This is a genomic window from Pseudomonas sp. NUPR-002 (assembly GCF_056322725.1).
Genome location: NZ_CM150476.1, coordinates 4,153,097 through 4,170,510, shown reverse-complemented (window position 1 = coordinate 4,170,510; position 17,414 = coordinate 4,153,097). Strand labels below are relative to the sequence as shown.

The following is a 17,414-nucleotide window of genomic DNA, read 5'->3' as shown; positions in this document are numbered from 1 at the left end:
AAACATTGCTCCCGGTGAATGTCAGCTTAACTAACTTGTCATTTTACTAATGTAACCCGGCGCGCATGCTGGCGGCACCCACTGATACAGGTGCCCGACATGCGTACATCCCTGTGGTTGCTCCCCTTGGTGCTGGCTTTGCCAGCACACGCCGAAGAGAACGTCCTCAACCTCTACAGCTGGGCCGATTATGTGGCGCCAGAGACCTTGCAACGCTTTGAAAAAGAAACCGGCTACAAGGTGCGCTACGACACCTTCGACACCACTGAAGTGCTGGAAACCAAACTGCTGACCGGCGGCAGCGGTTATGACGTGGTGGTACCGTCCTCCAGCCTGCTGGCCCGGGCGTTGACCGCCGGTGCCCTGCAACCTGTGCAGGCGCAGTCGATGCCGGGTTACAGCAATCTGGACAAAGACTTGTTGGCCAAATTGGCTGAAGTCGATCCCGGCAACCAGTACGCCGTGCCCTACACCTGGGGCACTCTGGGCCTGGGCATGAACCTTGAGGCGGTGCGTCAGCGCGTCGGCGATGTGCCGCTGGACAGCCTCGATCTACTGTTCAAGCCCGAATACGCCAGCAAGCTCAAGGACTGCGGCATTGCCATGTCGGATTCGCCGCAGGAAGTGATCGGCGTGGCCCTGCATTACCTGGGCAAGGACCCTTACAGCCGCAACAAGGAGGATCTGGCCGCCGCCCAGACATTGCTCAAGCAGTTGCAGCCGTCGATCAGCTATGTCGCCAGTGGTCGGCAGATCAGCGACCTGGCCAACGGCAGCGTGTGCCTGGCACTCACCTACAACGGCGATGCCGCCATGGCTGCCGAACAGACGCGTCAGGCCGGTAAGCCGTATCAGGTGATCTACCGGATTCCCCGTGAAGGGACATTGATCTGGCAGGACAACCTGGTGATTCCCAAAGACGCACCGCACCCACAGGCCGCCCGCGCTTTCATCGCCTTCATGCTGCGCCCCGATTCGGTCGCGCCGCTGACCAATACCTTGTTCTTTGCCAACGCCAACCTCGCGGCCACGCCGCTGGTCGCCGAAGCCGTGCGTAACGACCCGGATATCTACCCGCCTGAAGCCGTACGCGCCCGTTTGTTTGCCGACCGCAGCATGGCCCTGGCTGACATGCGCCAGCGTACCCGCGTGTGGGCGACTTTCCGTACCCGCCAATAATCATTAGAACAGGAGCCCGATGATGGACCTCGCCCCCGACAACGACCAGGCAATAACCCGCGACAGCCTGTACGGCACCGTCGCCGAAAACACCTTTGCCGGCATCACCAGTTTCTCCCGCCGTCGTTACACCCGTGATTTGCGCGGGGTCGATGTGGTGGTCAGTGGTGTGCCGTTCGACACCGCCACCAGCAACCGTTCTGGCGCGCGCTTCGGCCCGCGGGCCATACGCACCGCGTCGGTACAGCAGGCCTGGGCCCGTCACTGGCCATGGGAGTTCGACCCGTTCGACCACCTCGCGGTGATCGACTACGGCGACTGCAATTTCGACTATGGCAGCCCGCACACCATCCCCGACAGCATCCAGGCCCACGCCGAGCAGATCCTCGCGGCCGGTTGCGCCATGCTGACCCTGGGCGGCGATCATTTCATCAGTTATCCGCTGCTCAAGGCCCATGCCGCCAAACATGGCCCGCTGTCGTTGATTCACTTCGACGCGCACAGCGACACTTGGCCCTGCGAGGAAGGGGCAGGGCGCGTCGATCACGGCACCATGTTCTGGCATGCCGCCCGTGAAGGCCTGGTCGATCCCTCGCGTTCGGTGCAGATCGGCTTGCGCACCACCAATGATGACACCCAGGGCTTTGCGGTACTGGACGCGCGCCAGGTCCACCGGCGCGGCTGCCAGGCGATTGTCGAGGCGATTCGTCAGCGCGTCGGTGACCACCCGGTGTACCTGACCTTCGACATCGATTGCCTCGACCCGGCCTACGCACCCGGCACCGGTACCCCGGTGTGTGGCGGGCTGACCACGGTACAGGCATTGGAGATCATCGGTGGCCTGCGCGGTATCAACCTGGTGGGCATGGACCTGGTGGAAGTCGCCCCGGCCTATGACCATGCCGATATCACCGCCCTGGCCGGTTCCACCCTGGCCATGGAAATGCTCTGCTTATATGCCGCTCGGCATAAGGTCGACTGAGCTGGTAACAAAATGAATTATCTGTAGGAGATTTTGCGGTTTCCTCGCGAACCCGACGCGCCTTAGGCTATCCAAAGCTAGGGCGCGTCGTTTCGCGCAGGAGGTATCCCGTGAACAGATCCTGGTTGGGCCTGGCAGGCCTGACGCTGAGCCTGCTGATCAGCATGCCCGTACTGGCGGCGCAACACACCGCGCCGTTACAGCTGGCCGCTTCGCCGAACAACCCCTACAACAGCCCGATCATGCGCGCCAATCCCAACAGCCGCCAAGGCAGCGTGCAGGCCACACCACCGGTACGTGGCCCTTCAACCCAACCCATCCCGCGCCAGCCCACCGTCGAGAACCGCGGCATCGGCAATGGCCAAGACATGCGCCGCGAGCAGTCCACACCTCGCCTGGATCCCACCCGGCCGCCGCGCGAATCGACCCGCACGCCTTGAGTGGCCGGCCCTCCCTGGAAGGAAACGCAGATGTCCCTACGCACCTGGATTCCCACCCTGTTGACCGCAGCGCTGCTGCCACTGCTGGCCCACGCCGCGCCCGAGCGGCAGTTGAAAAGCGAGGAGGGCAGCATCACCGTCAGCACCCTCGCCGAAGGCTTGCGCCACCCCTGGGCGTTGGCTTTCTTACCCGAAGGCAAGGGCATGCTGGTCACTGAGCGGGTAGGCAATTTGCGCATCGTCAGCCCTGAAGGCAAGGTGGGGGCGCCGCTGGGTGGTGTGCCTCAGGTATGGGCCGAAGGCCAGGGCGGGCTTCTGGATGTGATGCTGTCACCGGATTTCAAGCAGGACCGCATGGTTTATCTGAGCTATGCCGAGCAGGGTGGAGAAGACGGTAAAGCCGGTACTGCGGTGGGGCGGGGGCGTTTGTCGAGCGACCTGGCCAAACTGGAAGACTTCACGGTGATTTTCCGTCAACAGCCGAAGCTGTCGAATGGCATTCACTTTGGTTCGCGCCTGGTGTTCGACCGTGAGGGTTACCTGTTCATTGCACTGGGGGAGAACAATCAGCGCCCCACCGCCCAGGACCTGGACAAGCTGCAGGGCAAGGTCGTGCGCCTGCTGCCGGACGGTGGCGTACCGAAAGACAATCCGTTTGTCGGTCAGGCCAATGTACGCCCGGAGATATGGTCGTTTGGCCACCGCAACCAGCAGGGCGCGGCGCTTAACCCTTGGACGGGCGAGTTATGGACCCACGAACATGGCCCGCGCGGTGGTGATGAAATCAACTTGCCGCAAGCGGGCAAGAACTACGGCTGGCCGCTGGCGACCCATGGCATCAATTATTCGTTGCTGCCGATACCGGAAGCCGAGGGTGAGCATGTCGAGGGCATGGTTGACCCGCATCATGTCTGGGAAAAATCACCGGCGATCAGCGGCATGGCCTTCTACGACAACCCGCGTTTCAAGGCGTGGGACCACAGCGTGTTCATTGGTGCGTTGGCGAGCCAGGAACTCATCCGCCTGCAGCTCGATGGCGACAAAGTCGTGCATGAAGAGCGAATGCTGGGCGAGCTCAACGCACGCATTCGCGATGTGCGGGTAGGGCCGGATGGCTACCTCTACGTACTGACCGATGCCGAAGACGGCGCATTGCTCAAAGTGGGCTTGGACTTGTAGGAGCGGGCTTGCCCCGCGAGGCGGTGTGACAGACAGGCCGCAATCGCGGGGCAAGCCCGCTCCTACAGCGCTTGCTCCGCAAGGCGTTTCATCGCCAGAATGGCGTTCTTTGGCAACAGGCGCGGTCCATGTCCTGCTTCACCGAGCAGTCTCCTTTACAGCTGTACCAGCAAGCCCTCGAGCGCGATGGTTTTGTCAGTGACCCGGCGCAGTTGCAGGCCGCCAGCGCATTGGAGGCCTGCTTCAATGCGCTGCAGCGTGGTGAAACGCCACAGGGCGTATACCTCTGGGGGCCGGTAGGGCGCGGCAAGACCTGGCTGATGGACCAGTTCCACCGCTGCCTACAAGTGCCTTCCCGGCGCCAGCACTTTCACCACTTCATGCGTTGGGTGCATCAGCGTCTGTTCCAGCTCAATGGCACCGCCGATCCGTTGCACGCCCTGGCGGTGTCTCTGGCCGATGAAATCCGCGTGTTGTGCTTCGACGAACTGTTCGTCAACGACATCGGCGATGCGATCATTCTCGGCCGTTTGTTCCAGGTGCTGTTCGAGGCCGGTGTGGTGATTGTGGCGACCTCCAACCAGCCGCCCGACCAGTTGTACAACGATGGCTTCAACCGCGAGCGCTTCATGCCGGCCATCGCGGCCATTGAGCAGCACATGCAAGTGCTGCCGGTGGCGGGTGAGCAGGATCATCGCCTGCATCCCGGTGCTGAGCGCCAGCGTTACTGGGTGCAGGCACCAGGTCAGCCTTGTGCATTGGCCGAGGTGTTCAGTCAGTTGAGCGGCGCCCAGCCAGCCTCGGAGCAGCCCTTGGCCATCGGTTCACGGCTGCTGTCGGTGGTACGCCGCAGCGAGTCGGTGATCTGGTGTCGCTATGCCGATCTGTGTGAACAACCCTTCGCGGCCATGGATTTTATGGCCTTGTGCGACAACTTCAGCGCCATCCTGCTGGGCGAAGTGCCCGCCCTCGGTGCTCGCCAGCGTCCGGCGAAGATTGCCCGCGGTACCGAAGATGCGGCCAGCCAAGTGCTGGCCGGTGACCGGGTGTTACCGCAACTGTCGGTGAACGATGATGGCGTGCGGCGCTTCATTGCCCTGGTCGATGAATGTTACGACCGTCGGATCGCCCTGTATCTGGAAGCTGAGGTAGCGCTGGATGCACTCTACACTCAAGGGTATCTAGCGTTCCCGTTCCGGCGAACCTTGAGCCGCTTGCGGGAGATGCAACTGCAACGCTTCTGTTGAAGGAGTCGATCATGCAGCCGCTATCGCATTACCTGCTGACCCAGGCCTACCACAATGGCTGGGCCAACCACAGGCTGTATAAGGCCTGCCTGCAATTGAGCCAGGATGAGTTCGTGGCACCGCGCTGCAGCTTCTTCGGCTCGATCAAGGCCACGCTCAACCATATCCTCACGGTGGACTGGTTTTACCTCAATGCCCTGGAGTCGGAGCAACGCGGCGAGGCGCCGGAGCCGGACAGCGAACGCTTCTTCGAGCCGCAAGAGCCGTTTTCCAGCTGTGAGGCACTGAGGGAGGAACAAGCGCAGGCCGACCACCGCTTGATTGCCTACTGCAGCCAGTTGCATGACGAGCAGTTGCAACGCTATGTGAGTATCGTGCGCCCCGACTGGGTCCAGCGGGAACAGCGTTTGCGCCTGCTGTCGCACCTGTTCGAGCACCAGATTCATCACCGCGGGCAGGTGCACGCCATGCTCAGTGACAGCTCGGTACGCCCGCCCCAACTGGATGAGTTCTTCTGCGAAGACGAAGCCCATTTGCGTGCTCAGGACTTTGCCGAACTGGGTTGGACCGAAGCGCAGATCTGGGGACGCTAACTTCCCATCCAGCCCAGGGTGAGCAAGGCCAGCACGGCGTAGCGGCCAGCCTTGGCCAGGGTCACCAGCAGCACAAAGCGCCAGAACGGTTCGCGCATGATGCCGGCGATCAGGGTCAACGGGTCGCCAATCACCGGCATCCAGCTCAGCAGCAGCGACCATTGGCCATAGCGCTGGTAGCGATGCTGGGCTTTTTCCAGTTGCGCCGCAGAGAAGGGAAACCAGCGCCGATCGCGCAAGTGTTCAATGCCGCGGCCCAACAGCCAGTTGACGATCGAACCCAGCACATTACCCAGGGTGGCGATCAGCAGCAGGGTGAAGACGGCCTGTGGGTCGCGCAGCAGCAAGCCCACCAACACGGCTTCGGATTGCAGCGGCAACAGGGTCGCCGCGCCAAAGGCGCTGAAAAACAGCGCCCATTCACTCAACATTCAGCGCAGATCAGTAGTTGGCGACCACTTCGTCACGACCGTCTTTGGTCAGGCCGATCACCTGGTAGGCGTCCTTGCGGTCACCCATTTCCATGCCGGGCGAGCCGATGGGCATGCCCGGTACGGCGATGCCGCGCAGATCGGAACGTTTGGCCAGCAGTTTGACCTGTTCGGCCGGCACGTGGCCCTCGACGAATTTGCCGTCGATCACGCCGGTGTGGCACGACGCCAGGCGCGGGGCCACGCCCAGGCGCTGTTTGACCTCACTCATGTTTGGCTCAACATGGTCGTTGACAGTGAAGCCGTTGGCTTGCAGGTGGCTGATCCACTCCTTGCAGCAGCCACAGTTAGGGTCGCGATAGACATCGATGGTTTGCCCGGCCTGGGCCAGGGTGCTCAGGGCCAGCAGGCCGAAAGCGACAATTTTTTTGCGTAACATGGTGGATCTCCAAGACTAGAAACGCAGGCGGACACCGACGACCTCGCGGGTCTGGCCGATATCGCCATCAATCACGGAACTGCTCGGTGGCCATGGACGTGGGCTTCCAGGGACGACACGAGAACACAGCGGTTGCTCAGCAGGATAGCGTAACTGCTCTGCAGGCGCAGCGCGGCCTGTTGCCGCCCATGAACAAGAGTGGCGCTACAGTAGCCGATGGTGTCTGTCAGCAAACTGAGGGGTGGATTACAAATTTGTCAGCTGGCCCGGAAGCCGCTCCCACTGCGCTGTCGCTGGGGTAAAACGCAGTGTATTGGCACACCCACGGTAAGCGATGGAGCAAAGCCGATGAACCTTAGTGTGCCACTGAAAACCTACCAGACAGACAACACCTTGATCACCTTCGCGCCATCGGTGACGGCCGAAGAACGCCAAGATGCATTGAGCCTGTTCTTGCAGGCGCGCCTGTTTGCCAGCAAGGCCTTTGACGCCAAAGTGCACTGGAAAAGTTGGATGGATCGCTACCGCAACCGTCTGGAGAAGCACGGCTGCCAGTTGCAGAGCCTGATCACCGAGCCTGCCCGGGTGGTCAGATCGGCTAAAGAGTTAAAAGGCATTGTCGCCAAGGTCGCAGGTGAAGCAGGTGCGGATGATCTGGCGGAGCAGGTGGCATACGCAGTCGGCCAGATCAAGGAAACCGGGTTTGCCGGCCGCTTCTTCAGCAAGGGTGTAAACGGCGGGGCATATTCCGAATTTATCGCCGTACCCTGCGATAAAAACCAGGCGGGCGATGTGGTGCTGTTGGTGTTCGCCGTCAACATCGGTTTGTCGGTAGAGGTGCGCGATTTTGACTTCTGGACAGAAACCCAACGTGACATGGTGGTGCACATCGTCGGTGGGCTGTACCGTTTGGATCGCAAGGCTTATGCCCAACACCGGGCAACGGTCGAGGCTTACTTGATAGAGGCAGCCAGGGTACGGATACGCACGGCGAGCATCACAACTAAAACGCACTGATGTCATCTGCGGCTTCAAGCACCTTCACGCCTTGCTTTCTGTGCGTTAGCCTTGAGCTGCAAACGCTATTGGGGCAAGGAGTATCCATGGACAAAGTCATTGTGATCACGGGCGCCAGTCGTGGTATTGGTGCCGCGACCGCACGTCTGGCAGCCCGTGAAGGGTATCGTATCTGCGTTAACTATTTGAGCGACGACGAGGCCGCCCAGCGGGTGCTGGCCGAGGTTCGTGAGCTGGGTGCCGAGGCCATTGCGGTCAAGGCCGATGTCAGTGTCGAAGATGAGATCGTTCACCTGTTCCAGCGGGTCGATGCCGAGCTCGGGCCAGTGACGGCACTGGTCAACAACGCCGGGACCATTGGCCAGAAGAACCAACTGCAGCATATGTCGGAATTTCGCCTGCTCAAGCTGATGAAAACCAACGTGGTCGGGCCGATGCTGTGCAGCAAGCATGCCGTGCAGCGCATGTCCAAGCGCCAGGGCGGGCAGGGCGGCAGCATCGTCAACGTGTCCTCGGTGGCCGCACGTTTGGGCGCCCCGAATGAATATGTCGACTATGCCGCATCCAAAGGTGCGCTGGACACCTTCACCGTGGGCCTGGCCAAGGAAGTCGCCGATGATGGCATCCGCGTCAATGCCGTGCGCCCGGGTTATATCTTTACCGACTTTCATGCCTTGAGCGGCGACCCCGAGCGTGTCAGCAAGCTGGAGTCGAGCATCCCCATGGGCCGTGGCGGACAGGCCGAAGAGGTGGCCGAAGCGATTCTCTGGCTGCTGTCCGACAAGGCGTCCTATTCCACGGGTAGCTTTATCGACCTGGGCGGCGGGCGCTAACTCTGCTCAGAACGAGCGGACGATCCTGCCCAGGGTTTCCATGGCCTTTTCCGATTGCTCGGTCCAGGGGCTGCCGTAGTTCAGGCGAATGCAATTGCGAAAGCGCTGGGTCGGCGAAAAGATCGGCCCGGGGGCAATGCTGATACCCTGCGCCAGCGCCATCTGGAACAGCTTGAGCGAGTCCATTTGCTCCGGCAGTTCCAGCCACAGGAAGTAGCCTCCTGACGGGTGGCTGACCCGGGTCTGCGCCGGGAAGTGTCGGGCAATGGCAGCGAGCATGGCGCTCTGCTGCTCTTCCAGGGCATAGCGCAGCTTGCGCAGGTGGCGATCGTAGCCGCCATGTTGCAGGTAATCGGCGATGGCCGCCTGGGCCGGCATCGAGGCGCACAACGAAGTCATCAACTTCAGCCGTTCGATTTTCTGCGCATAGCGCCCGGCGGCTACCCAGCCCACCCGGTAGCCCGGTGCCAGGCTTTTGGAAAACGAGCCGCAGTGCATTACCAGGCCATCGGTATCGAAGGCTTTGGCCGGCTTTGGTGCTTGCTGGGCGTAATACAGCTCGGCGTACACGTCGTCTTCAATCAGCGGCACCTGGTGTTTACGCAGCAGTTCAACCAGTTGCTGCTTTTTCTCCTCCGGCATGCTCGCGCCCACTGGGTTCTGGAAGTTGGTCATGCACCACACGGCTTTGACCGGGTGCTTGGCCAGGGTTTGGGCCAGCACGCCAAGATCGATGCCTTCGCGTGGGTGAACGGGAATTTCCACGGCCTTGAGCTTGAGGCGTTCGAGCACCTGCAGGCAGGCGTAGAACGCCGGTGCCTCGATTGCTACCAGGTCACCCGGTTCGGTCACCGCCTGCAGGCACAGGTTCAATGCCTCCAGCGCGCCATTGGTGATCAGCAGCTCCTCCATCGGCAGCATCAACCCGCCGACCATGTAGCGCAGGGCAATTTGCCGACGCAGGTGCGGGTTGCCCGGCGACAGGTCGGTGACCACCATGCGTGGGTCCATTTCACGGCTGGCGCTGGCCATCGAGCGCGCCAGTCGCGGCAAGGGGAACAGGTGGGGGCTGGGGAAGGCCGAGCCGAACGCTACGGTCTGCGGGTCCTTGATCGAATCAAGAATCGAGAACACCAGTTCGCTGACATCGACTTCGGTAGACTCACTCGCTTGCTCGACAATCTGCGGTTCGCTGAACTGCCGTGGCGCATGGGCGTTGACGAAGTAACCCGAGCGCGGCCGTGCGCGGATCAGCCCGCGGCGTTCCAGCAGGTAATAGGCCTGGAACACCGTGGAGGGGCTGACCCCGTGGGTCTGGCTGGCGTAGCGCACCGACGGTACGCGCTGGCCGGGGCTCAGCACCCCGGAGCGAATCAGTTCGGCAATGTCGTCGGCAAATTTTTCGTAGCGTTTCATCATGGCTCGGGACGTTTCGACTGCTGCAAAGTGTATGTGATCAGCGGTTCAAAGGTGCGACAAAACGGCTGTGCGCAACGCTGGAAATACCCGGCTGGTCGCTGTCGACGATCTCGAAGCTGATTTCCTGGGAGCTGCTTTGTGGCCGTTCGGCCAGCATCGCTACCGAAACCGGAATCTCGCTCATCTCAGAGGCGGCCAGGGTGAACTCGGTCTTGCCGTGCAGTTCGAAGCCTTCGGCGTCTACCAGGCGCAAGCGATAGTGCTGCGCTTGTTGGGTCTTGTTGATGACCTTGAGGGTGTAGATGTTTTCGATCTGACCCAGGTTGTTTTCGCGGAACAGGCCGCGGTCTTTGATCACATCCATCGACACCATCGGCCGTTGCTGCAAGGCAATCACCAGAGCGCCGATCATCACCACCAGTACGGTGACGTAACCGAGCAGACGTGGGCGCAGCCAGTTGGTCTTGCCGCCTTGCAGGTTGTGCTCGGACTTGTAGCCGATCAGGCCACGGGCATAGCCCATTTTGTCCATGATCGAATCGCAGGCATCGATACAGGCAGCGCAACCAATGCATTCCATCTGCAGGCCGTCGCGAATGTCGATACCGGTCGGGCACACCTGCACGCACATCTGGCAGTCGATGCAGTCGCCCAGGCCGTTGGCCTTGTAGTCGCTGTCTTTCTTGCGCGGGCCGCGGGACTCGCCACGGGCCGGGTCGTAGCTGATGGCCAGGGTGTCCTTGTCGAACATCACGCTCTGGAAGCGGGCGTAAGGGCACATGTGCATGCACACCGCTTCGCGCAGCCAACCGGCGTTCATGTAGGTGGCGCCGGTGAAGAACAGAATCCAGAACAGGCTCAGGCCACCCACCTGCAAGGTGAAGAGCTCTTCGGCCAGCGGCCGGATCGGGGTGAAATAGCCGACAAAGGTCAGGCCTGTGAGCAGGCTGATGGCCAGCCACAGGGTGTGCTTGGCAGAGCGCCGGGCCAGCTTGTTCAGGCTCCAGGGCGCTGCAGCCAGTTTGATCCGCTGGTTGCGATCACCCTCGGTGACTTTCTCGCACCACATGAAGATCCAAGTCCAGGAACTTTGCGGGCAGGTGTAACCGCACCACACCCGCCCGGCAAATACGGTGATGGCGAACAGGCCGAAGGCGCAGATGATCAGCAGGGCTGACAGCAGAATGAAGTCCTGTGGCCAGAACGTTGCGCCAAAGATGTGAAATTTACTGTCGGCCAGGTCCCAGAGCACGGCCTGGCGGCCGTCCCAGTTCAACCAGACGGTGCCGAAAAACAGCAAAAACAAAAAGCCTGCACCACCCAGGCGCAGGTTTCGAAACAAGCCGGTAAAGCTGCGGGTGTAGATGTGTTTGTCGCTGCTGGCGGCCTTCTTCTTCTTGGTGGAAGGCTCGGCAACTTCAACGATCTGGACGGGAATTCTTTCGCTCATGGTTCGTCGCTCATCAGGCCTCGATCAGGCCAGAGCACTATGGCCCCCAATCTGTTTGCATAACAGGTTCAGGTATTTCGATAAAAACCATATCAGATGGTTGGTCAGACCACTGCAGGCCGCAGATTACCGAGCCTTGCCCGACTATTTTGCCCGGCCTGCGACCTTCCACCGCACCCGCTACAGTCAGCGTATCGACCTGTGATCGGCTGCTGCTGCACTTGTGCCGGGCGCCAAGGTCCATCGAGTAATAGGCCTTTCGTGGAGCACGGCGATGGACGCGTGGTGGCATCAAGCCTGGTTGACCCTGGTGGCTGAGTTCGCCGACATCAATGATGCCAAGCAACTGACCCAGGTGACGGTGCGCATGCTGATGGCTGCGCTGCTCGGTGGCATTCTGGGCTTTGAGCGTGAACTCAAGGGCAAGGCCGCCGGGGTGCGCACGCACATGCTGGTGGCCATGGGCGCTGCACTGTTTGTGCTGGTACCGCGCATGGCCGGTGTTGACGATGCAGCGTTGAGCCGGGTGGTGCAGGGCGTGGTGGCAGGGATCGGCTTTCTCGGCGCCGGTACCATTCTCAAAGGTCACCATCAGCAACTCGACCATGTCAAAGGCCTGACGACGGCGGCGGGGATGTGGATGACGGCGGCCATTGGTGTTGCTGCGGGGATGGGGCGCGAGGCGACGGCAGTCATCAGCACCCTGCTGGCACTGTTGGTGCTGGGGGTAATGCCGTGGGTGGTGGACAGGTTCGAAAAGGACGATGAGGACAAAAACGAGGAGGGCAGGAAGCACTGAGGGGAGCCGAAGCTCCCCTCAAAGATTGTTGCGTGCTCTTTTTTGTTATTGGAGGGCGGCCTATTGTTGTTTTTGGCGACCGTTGCCTCTTGTCACTGGCGATCCCCATCCGGGATCAAGAGCAAACGTATTTTTTTGAGCGCTGATCTACTTTCATCATTGCTGATCCAACCGTGACTTCGCTACCTTGGGGTAGTTTTATTGTTTTGTGTCAGGTTGCGGGGGCGAACCCCGGAAAAGCACATCTTCTCCAAAAAAATCTGTTAGCTGCGTCTCTGCCGTGTTGTTCTTGTTATGTCAGAGTCGGTACGTATTGTTTTTATTGGTGTGTCGCACTTTTTATTGTTCTTGTACCAAAGATATAGCAGATGCCGTGCCAACTTTTTAAAGCCCAATAAAATCAATGGTTTAGGTTTTTTGGCAGGAAGAGAGGGCGGGAGAATCTGTCGATTTGTTTCCGTGTTACCCGGTTTTTTTCTGCAAAACGTGGGGGCGGTAACACTCAGGCGCCCGGCCTGCTGTTACCGCCACGCCGATCAGGCCGCGTTACGGGCGCGCGACACACGCGAACCGTTGGCCCGGCCCAATACACTGCTGATGCGTTGGCCCGCGTGAATCAACAGCTCAAGATCGATACCGGTGTTGATACCCAGGCCTTGCAGCATGTACAGCACGTCTTCGCTGGCGACATTACCGCTGGCGCCTTTGGCATAGGGGCAGCCGCCAAGGCCTGCGACCGAGCTGTCGAAGACATTGATCCCTTCGAGCAGACTGGCATAGACGTTGGCCAGGGCCTGGCCATAGGTGTCGTGGAAGTGCCCGGCCAACTGAGCGCGCGGCACATGGGCTGATACCACCTCGAACATTCTGCGGGTAGCACCGGGGGTGCCGGTACCGATGGTGTCGCCCAGCGAGACTTCGTAGCAGCCCATGTCGTACAGCTCACGGGCTACCGGCGCGACTTCCTCTGCGCTGACCACACCTTCATACGGGCAACCGAGCACACAGGAGACGTAACCACGCACCCGCACGCCATTGGCACGGGCGGCCTCCATGATCGGCACGAAACGCTCCAGGCTCTCGCTGATCGAGCAGTTGATATTGCGCTGGGAGAAGGCCTCAGAGGCTGCGGCGAACACCGCCACTTCCTTTACGCCTGCGGCCAGGGCATCTTCAAAACCGCGCAGGTTCGGCGCCAGGGCGGCATAGGTCACTCCCGGCTTTTTCGTGATGTTGGCAAACACCTCGGCAGAACCAGCCATTTGTGGCACCCACTTGGGCGAAACGAAGCTGCCCACCTCTATATAAGACAGGCCTGCTGCGCTGAGGTCATCCACCAACTGGACCTTGTCTGCCACGCTGATGGGCTGGGCTTCGTTCTGCAGGCCGTCACGCGGGCCGACTTCGACCAGACGGACTGTTTCAGGCAATGACATGGCGCGGTTCCTCAAGGCTCAATGATTGTTTTTCTGATTGTTCAAGGTGGTGGCCAGCGCTTGTTCGCAGCGCTCCTGGGCGGTGTCCAGCTCCAGTTGCATCTGCTGGATATCCAGCAACTGTTGTTCGAGTTGGGCACGTCGCTCGGTGATTTTTGCCAGCATGCTGTGCAGCTGTTTCTGGTTGCCGCTGGTCGGGTCGTAGAGTTCGATCAGCTCGCGGCACTCGGCCAGCGAGAAGCCGATACGCTTGCCCCGCAGAATCAGCTTCAGGCTGACCTTGTCGCGCGCTGAATAGATGCGCTCAAGGCCGCGGCGTTCAGGGCTCAGCAAGCCCTGTTCTTCGTAGAATCGGATGGCGCGAGTGGTGATATCCAGCTCGCGCGACAGGTCGGAAATGCTGTAGGTCTGGCTGCTCATGGTCAGGCTCGGGAAATGGGCATGAGCTAACCTAAAGGCAGGTTGACGTATACGTCAAGTGCCGCGATTTATGCCCGTGCCCGCTCATCCTGGGCGACCACGGCTTGGCACAGCTCAATGATCTGCTCGCGCATCCAGCGGTTGGCCGGGTCCTGGTCGGTACTTTCATGCCAGTACAGATGGGTTTCCAGCGGCGGCACATCGTTGACCGGCAGGCTCAGGTAGTTGAGTTGATGGCGGCGGGCGAAGCGTTCCGGCACGGTCATGACCATGTCGGTTTGCTGCAACACCTGGGATGCCATCAGGTAATGCTGCGAGCGCAGGGCGATTTTGCGTTGCACCCCCATCTTGCCCAGCGCCAGGTCGACATAACCCAGGCCATTGCGGCGGCTGGAAATGTGAATGTGGGTCAGCCCCAGGTAATCGTCCAGGCTGAGCTTGTCTTTGGCCAGCGGGTGGCCCTGGCGCATCGCGCAGACGTATTGATCGTGCATCAGCTTGACGTGGCGCACTTGCGGGTCGGTATTGAGCGGCGCATCCACGGCAAAGTCCAGACGCCCGGCCGCCAGTTCTTTGGTGGTTTCACGACGCTTGCACAGAAAACTCTCGATCACCACCGCCGGAGCCAGGCGCCGCAGACGCTGAAACAACGGTGGCAGAATCACCGCTTCGGTGAGGTCGGTCATGCTGATGCGAAAGGTTTTGTTGGCTTGCAGCGGGTTGAAGATACGGCTTTCCTGAACTGACACGCGCAACAACGACAGGGCGTTGCGCACCGGGCCGATGATGTTCTGTGCCATGGGGGTGGGCACCATGCCTTGAGCGGTACGCACGAACAATGGGTCGTTGAAGGTCTCGCGCAGGCGCGCCAGGGCATTGGACACTGCGGGCTGGGTAATGCCGACGATCTGCCCGGCGCGGGTCAGGTTGGCTTCGGTGTAGATGGCATCGAAGACGATGAACAGATTCAGATCGACCTTGCTCAGGTTCATGGGCGCTGCTCTTGTTGGTGTTATCGGTGAATCATATATTGGTTATGAATGTTTATACACGCCGAGAATAGACTAGGTGGATTTTGCTGGCTGATCTAGGCTCCTCATCAGATCCCCTTTCCTTTGAAGGTACTGCCCATGGATTTCGCCTATTCACCCAAGGTCCAGGCGTTGCGCGAACGTGTCACGGCGTTCATGGATGCCTATGTCTATCCCGCTGAAGCGGTGTTCGAGCGCCAGGTTGCCGAAGGTGACCGCTGGCAGCCGACGGCAATCATGGAAGAGCTCAAGTGCAAGGCCAAAGCCGAAGGCTTGTGGAACCTGTTTTTGCCCGAGTCAGAGCTGGGGGCAGGCCTGAGCAACCTGGAATATGCGCCGCTGGCGGAAATCATGGGCCGTTCGCTGCTCGGCCCTGAGCCATTCAACTGCTCGGCGCCCGACACCGGCAATATGGAAGTGCTGGTGCGTTATGGCAGTGAAGCGCACAAGCGCCAGTGGCTGGAGCCGTTGCTGCGGGGTGAGATTCGCTCCGCCTTTGCCATGACCGAGCCGGACGTGGCCTCTTCCGATGCCACCAATATGGCCGCCCGTGCTGTGCGTGAGGGTGACCAGTGGGTAATCAACGGCCGCAAGTGGTGGACCTCCGGCGCTTGCGACCCACGTTGCAAGATCATGATCTTCATGGGCTTGAGCAACCCGGACGGTCCGCGTCACCAGCAGCACTCTATGATCCTGGTGCCCACTGATACTCCCGGGGTGAAAATCGTTCGGCCGCTGCCGGTATTCGGTTACGACGATGCGCCGCATGGCCACGCCGAAGTTGTGTTCGAAAACGTGCGGGTGCCTTACGAGAATGTGTTGCTGGGTGAGGGCCGTGGCTTCGAGATCGCGCAGGGGCGCTTGGGCCCGGGGCGTATCCACCACTGCATGCGTTCGATCGGCATGGCTGAGCGGGCACTGGAACTGATGTGCAAACGCTCGGTAGAGCGCACCGCCTTTGGTCGGCCATTGGCGCGCCTGGGTGGCAACGTCGACAAGATTGCCGATTCGCGCATGGAAATCGACATGGCCCGGCTGCTGACGCTCAAGGCCGCCTACATGATGGACACCGTCGGCAACAAAGTGGCGCGTAGCGAAATCGCCCAGATCAAGGTGGTGGCGCCGAATGTGGCCTTGAAGGTGATCGACCGGGCCATTCAGATCCATGGCGGCGCTGGCGTCAGTGGTGATTTCCCGTTGGCCTACATGTATGCCATGCAACGCACCTTGCGCCTGGCCGATGGCCCGGATGAAGTACACCGGGCGGCGATCGGCAAATATGAGATCGGCAAGTACGTGCCGAAAGAAATGCTGCGCAGCGGGCACTGACTCTTCTGGTAGGAGCGGGCTTGCCCCGCGATAGCGATTCATCTGTAAGATCGCTTCGCGGGGCAAGCCCGCTCCCACAGTAGTCCCACCCGTGGTTCATTTAGGCTGACTGGAGTTGGCCGGGTGGGGCGGTTGCTCGCGGGTCTTGAACAGTGACAGCAACACACCGCCCGTGAGCAGGCTGACCGTCACGCTCAGCGACAGCAAGGCCGGAACCGCACCAATCAGGCCGTGGTAGAAAATCTTGCCACCGATAAAAATCAGCACCAGGGCCAGGGCGTATTTGAGATAGACAAAGCGGTGCATCAGCGCAGCCAGGGCGAAGTACAGGGCGCGTAAACCAAGGATCGCGAAAATGTTCGAGGTGTAGACGATGAACGGGTCCTGGGTGATGGCGAAAATGGCTGGCACGCTGTCTACAGCGAACACCAGGTCGGCCAGCTCGATCAGTACCAGCGCCAGGAACAGCGGTGTGGCATACAGCACGGCTTTATGTTGCCCGGCCATCTTTAGGCGCACGAAGAAATGCGGGCCATGCAGGTCATCGGTCACGCGCACATGGCGGCGTACAAATTTGAGTACCGGGTTGTTACCCAGGTCCGGGTGCGTTTCCTCACGGGAAAACAGCATCTTCACCCCGGTGATCAGCAGGAACGCACCAAACACATAGAGGATCCAGGCAAACTCCTGGACCAGCGCGCTGCCCACGCCAATCATGATCGCTCGCAGTACCACCACCCCGAGGATGCCCCAGAACAGCACACGATGCTGATAGAGGCGGGGGATGGAGAAGTAACTGAAGATCATCGCCATGACGAAGACGTTGTCCATCGACAATGACTGCTCGACCAGAAAACCGGTGTAGAACTCCAGGGCTTTTTGTGCGCCCAGCTCCAGCCAGACCCAGCCGCCGAACAGCATGCCAACGCTGAAATAGCCGCTGTACAGCAGCAGGCTTTCGCGCATTTCGATTTCGTGGGCCTTGCGGTGCAACACGCCCAGGTCCAGCACCAGCAAGGTCAGGACAATAGCAATGAAGGCCAGCCAGAACCACGCGCTGGTACCGAGAATGTCGTTGTTGAGAAATGCCTGTAGAGTCGCCATGCGCCCCTCCTTGATTGTCGACGTTGCATAAGCAACAGTGACTCCGACATGGCGGCTTGGCAGCCGTCAGAGGGGCCCGGCGTCAC

Annotated in this window: 18 protein-coding genes; 10 read left to right on the top strand and 8 right to left on the bottom strand. The window is 60.5% G+C overall.

The window, feature by feature from the left end; translation table 11 throughout:
• Positions 1-99: 99 nt before the first annotated feature.
• The 6 genes from ACVWSC_RS18975 to ACVWSC_RS18950 all read left to right on the top strand — a co-directional run bounded on the left by ACVWSC_RS18975 (position 100) and on the right by ACVWSC_RS18950 (position 5,620).
• Positions 100-1,179: a polyamine ABC transporter substrate-binding protein gene (locus ACVWSC_RS18975; protein WP_442108646.1), complete on the top strand. Its 1,080-nt coding sequence runs from the start codon at positions 100-102 to the stop codon at positions 1,177-1,179.
• 22 nt (positions 1,180-1,201) lie between these two features.
• The gene (gene speB / locus ACVWSC_RS18970; protein ID WP_442114333.1) at positions 1,202-2,161 is read left to right on the top strand and encodes an agmatinase; all 960 of its coding nucleotides are present in this window, start codon (positions 1,202-1,204) and stop codon (positions 2,159-2,161) included.
• A 164-nt stretch (positions 2,162-2,325) separates the two neighbouring features.
• Positions 2,326-2,601 (top strand): hypothetical protein, encoded by a 276-nt coding sequence (locus tag ACVWSC_RS18965; RefSeq protein WP_442114332.1) that lies wholly within the window; start codon positions 2,326-2,328, stop codon positions 2,599-2,601.
• 30 nt (positions 2,602-2,631) lie between these two features.
• Positions 2,632-3,780 (top strand): PQQ-dependent sugar dehydrogenase, encoded by a 1,149-nt coding sequence (locus ACVWSC_RS18960; protein ID WP_442108644.1) that lies wholly within the window; start codon positions 2,632-2,634, stop codon positions 3,778-3,780.
• 128 nt (positions 3,781-3,908) lie between these two features.
• Entirely contained in the window at positions 3,909-5,027 is a 1,119-nt protein-coding gene (gene zapE / locus ACVWSC_RS18955) for a cell division protein ZapE (RefSeq protein ID WP_442108642.1), read from the top strand.
• A gap of 11 nt (positions 5,028-5,038) precedes the next feature.
• The gene (locus tag ACVWSC_RS18950) at positions 5,039-5,620 is read left to right on the top strand and encodes a DinB family protein (RefSeq protein WP_442108640.1); all 582 of its coding nucleotides are present in this window, start codon (positions 5,039-5,041) and stop codon (positions 5,618-5,620) included.
• Here ACVWSC_RS18950 and ACVWSC_RS18945 read toward each other — a convergent pair.
• Positions 5,617-6,051: a YqaA family protein gene (locus ACVWSC_RS18945; RefSeq protein WP_442108638.1), complete on the bottom strand. Its 435-nt coding sequence runs from the start codon at positions 6,049-6,051 to the stop codon at positions 5,617-5,619. The genes ACVWSC_RS18950 and ACVWSC_RS18945 overlap by 4 nt on opposite strands.
• Positions 6,052-6,061: 10 nt before the next feature.
• Positions 6,062-6,490, bottom strand: coding sequence for a DUF411 domain-containing protein (locus ACVWSC_RS18940; protein WP_442108636.1), 429 nt, complete (start codon positions 6,488-6,490; stop codon positions 6,062-6,064).
• A 360-nt stretch (positions 6,491-6,850) separates the two neighbouring features.
• On the opposite strand from ACVWSC_RS18940, the gene ACVWSC_RS18935 reads away from it, so the two are divergent.
• Both ACVWSC_RS18935 and ACVWSC_RS18930 read left to right on the top strand, forming a co-directional pair.
• Positions 6,851-7,507 (top strand): hypothetical protein, encoded by a 657-nt coding sequence (locus ACVWSC_RS18935; protein WP_442108634.1) that lies wholly within the window; start codon positions 6,851-6,853, stop codon positions 7,505-7,507.
• Positions 7,508-7,593: 86 nt separating this feature from the next.
• A complete protein-coding gene (locus tag ACVWSC_RS18930) occupies positions 7,594-8,340 on the top strand; it encodes an SDR family oxidoreductase (RefSeq protein WP_442108632.1) in 747 nt (248 codons plus the stop codon).
• A 6-nt stretch (positions 8,341-8,346) separates the two neighbouring features.
• Here ACVWSC_RS18930 and mapR read toward each other — a convergent pair whose 3' ends face one another.
• Positions 8,347-9,756 (bottom strand): GntR family transcriptional regulator MpaR, encoded by a 1,410-nt coding sequence (gene mapR, locus ACVWSC_RS18925; protein WP_442114331.1) that lies wholly within the window; start codon positions 9,754-9,756, stop codon positions 8,347-8,349.
• A gap of 40 nt (positions 9,757-9,796) precedes the next feature.
• Complete coding sequence (gene ccoG / locus ACVWSC_RS18920) at positions 9,797-11,209, bottom strand: cytochrome c oxidase accessory protein CcoG (protein WP_442108630.1); 1,413 nt, start codon at positions 11,207-11,209, stop codon at positions 9,797-9,799.
• 274 nt (positions 11,210-11,483) lie between these two features.
• Between ccoG and ACVWSC_RS18915 the strand changes: the two genes are divergently transcribed.
• Complete coding sequence (locus ACVWSC_RS18915; protein WP_442108628.1) at positions 11,484-12,008, top strand: MgtC/SapB family protein; 525 nt, start codon at positions 11,484-11,486, stop codon at positions 12,006-12,008.
• A 536-nt stretch (positions 12,009-12,544) separates the two neighbouring features.
• On the opposite strand, the gene ACVWSC_RS18910 is transcribed toward ACVWSC_RS18915, so the two are convergent.
• The 3 genes from ACVWSC_RS18910 to ACVWSC_RS18900 all read right to left on the bottom strand — a co-directional run bounded on the left by ACVWSC_RS18910 (position 12,545) and on the right by ACVWSC_RS18900 (position 14,856).
• Positions 12,545-13,444: a hydroxymethylglutaryl-CoA lyase gene (locus tag ACVWSC_RS18910; RefSeq protein ID WP_442108626.1), complete on the bottom strand. Its 900-nt coding sequence runs from the start codon at positions 13,442-13,444 to the stop codon at positions 12,545-12,547.
• 18 nt (positions 13,445-13,462) lie between these two features.
• Positions 13,463-13,864: a MerR family transcriptional regulator gene (locus ACVWSC_RS18905; RefSeq protein WP_442108624.1), complete on the bottom strand. Its 402-nt coding sequence runs from the start codon at positions 13,862-13,864 to the stop codon at positions 13,463-13,465.
• A 68-nt stretch (positions 13,865-13,932) separates the two neighbouring features.
• Complete coding sequence (locus tag ACVWSC_RS18900; protein ID WP_442108622.1) at positions 13,933-14,856, bottom strand: LysR family transcriptional regulator; 924 nt, start codon at positions 14,854-14,856, stop codon at positions 13,933-13,935.
• A gap of 138 nt (positions 14,857-14,994) precedes the next feature.
• On the opposite strand from ACVWSC_RS18900, the gene ACVWSC_RS18895 reads away from it, so the two are divergent.
• Complete coding sequence (locus ACVWSC_RS18895; RefSeq protein WP_442108620.1) at positions 14,995-16,224, top strand: acyl-CoA dehydrogenase; 1,230 nt, start codon at positions 14,995-14,997, stop codon at positions 16,222-16,224.
• Positions 16,225-16,320: 96 nt separating this feature from the next.
• On the opposite strand, the gene ACVWSC_RS18890 is transcribed toward ACVWSC_RS18895, so the two are convergent.
• Complete coding sequence (locus ACVWSC_RS18890) at positions 16,321-17,328, bottom strand: TerC family protein (protein ID WP_442108618.1); 1,008 nt, start codon at positions 17,326-17,328, stop codon at positions 16,321-16,323.
• Between the last annotated feature and the right edge of the window lie 86 nt (positions 17,329-17,414).

What these genes read in the sequence shown, in the direction of transcription:
- ACVWSC_RS18905 (WP_442108624.1), bottom strand. Translation starts at nt 13,864, where the DNA reads ATGAGCAGCCAGACCTACAGCATTTCCGACCTGTCGCGCGAGCTGGAT.
- ACVWSC_RS18960 (WP_442108644.1), top strand. Translation starts at nt 2,632, where the DNA reads ATGTCCCTACGCACCTGGATTCCCACCCTGTTGACCGCAGCGCTGCTG.
- ACVWSC_RS18890 (WP_442108618.1), bottom strand. Translation starts at nt 17,328, where the DNA reads ATGGCGACTCTACAGGCATTTCTCAACAACGACATTCTCGGTACCAGC.
- ACVWSC_RS18940 (WP_442108636.1), bottom strand. Translation starts at nt 6,490, where the DNA reads ATGTTACGCAAAAAAATTGTCGCTTTCGGCCTGCTGGCCCTGAGCACC.
- ACVWSC_RS18930 (WP_442108632.1), top strand. Translation starts at nt 7,594, where the DNA reads ATGGACAAAGTCATTGTGATCACGGGCGCCAGTCGTGGTATTGGTGCC.
- ACVWSC_RS18950 (WP_442108640.1), top strand. Translation starts at nt 5,039, where the DNA reads ATGCAGCCGCTATCGCATTACCTGCTGACCCAGGCCTACCACAATGGC.
- mapR (WP_442114331.1), bottom strand. Translation starts at nt 9,756, where the DNA reads ATGAAACGCTACGAAAAATTTGCCGACGACATTGCCGAACTGATTCGC.
- ACVWSC_RS18975 (WP_442108646.1), top strand. Translation starts at nt 100, where the DNA reads ATGCGTACATCCCTGTGGTTGCTCCCCTTGGTGCTGGCTTTGCCAGCA.
- ACVWSC_RS18965 (WP_442114332.1), top strand. Translation starts at nt 2,326, where the DNA reads ATGCCCGTACTGGCGGCGCAACACACCGCGCCGTTACAGCTGGCCGCT.
- ACVWSC_RS18895 (WP_442108620.1), top strand. Translation starts at nt 14,995, where the DNA reads ATGGATTTCGCCTATTCACCCAAGGTCCAGGCGTTGCGCGAACGTGTC.
- ACVWSC_RS18910 (WP_442108626.1), bottom strand. Translation starts at nt 13,444, where the DNA reads ATGTCATTGCCTGAAACAGTCCGTCTGGTCGAAGTCGGCCCGCGTGAC.
- ACVWSC_RS18900 (WP_442108622.1), bottom strand. Translation starts at nt 14,856, where the DNA reads ATGAACCTGAGCAAGGTCGATCTGAATCTGTTCATCGTCTTCGATGCC.
- zapE (WP_442108642.1), top strand. Translation starts at nt 3,909, where the DNA reads ATGTCCTGCTTCACCGAGCAGTCTCCTTTACAGCTGTACCAGCAAGCC.
- speB (WP_442114333.1), top strand. Translation starts at nt 1,202, where the DNA reads ATGGACCTCGCCCCCGACAACGACCAGGCAATAACCCGCGACAGCCTG.
- ccoG (WP_442108630.1), bottom strand. Translation starts at nt 11,209, where the DNA reads ATGAGCGAAAGAATTCCCGTCCAGATCGTTGAAGTTGCCGAGCCTTCC.
- ACVWSC_RS18915 (WP_442108628.1), top strand. Translation starts at nt 11,484, where the DNA reads ATGGACGCGTGGTGGCATCAAGCCTGGTTGACCCTGGTGGCTGAGTTC.
- ACVWSC_RS18945 (WP_442108638.1), bottom strand. Translation starts at nt 6,051, where the DNA reads ATGTTGAGTGAATGGGCGCTGTTTTTCAGCGCCTTTGGCGCGGCGACC.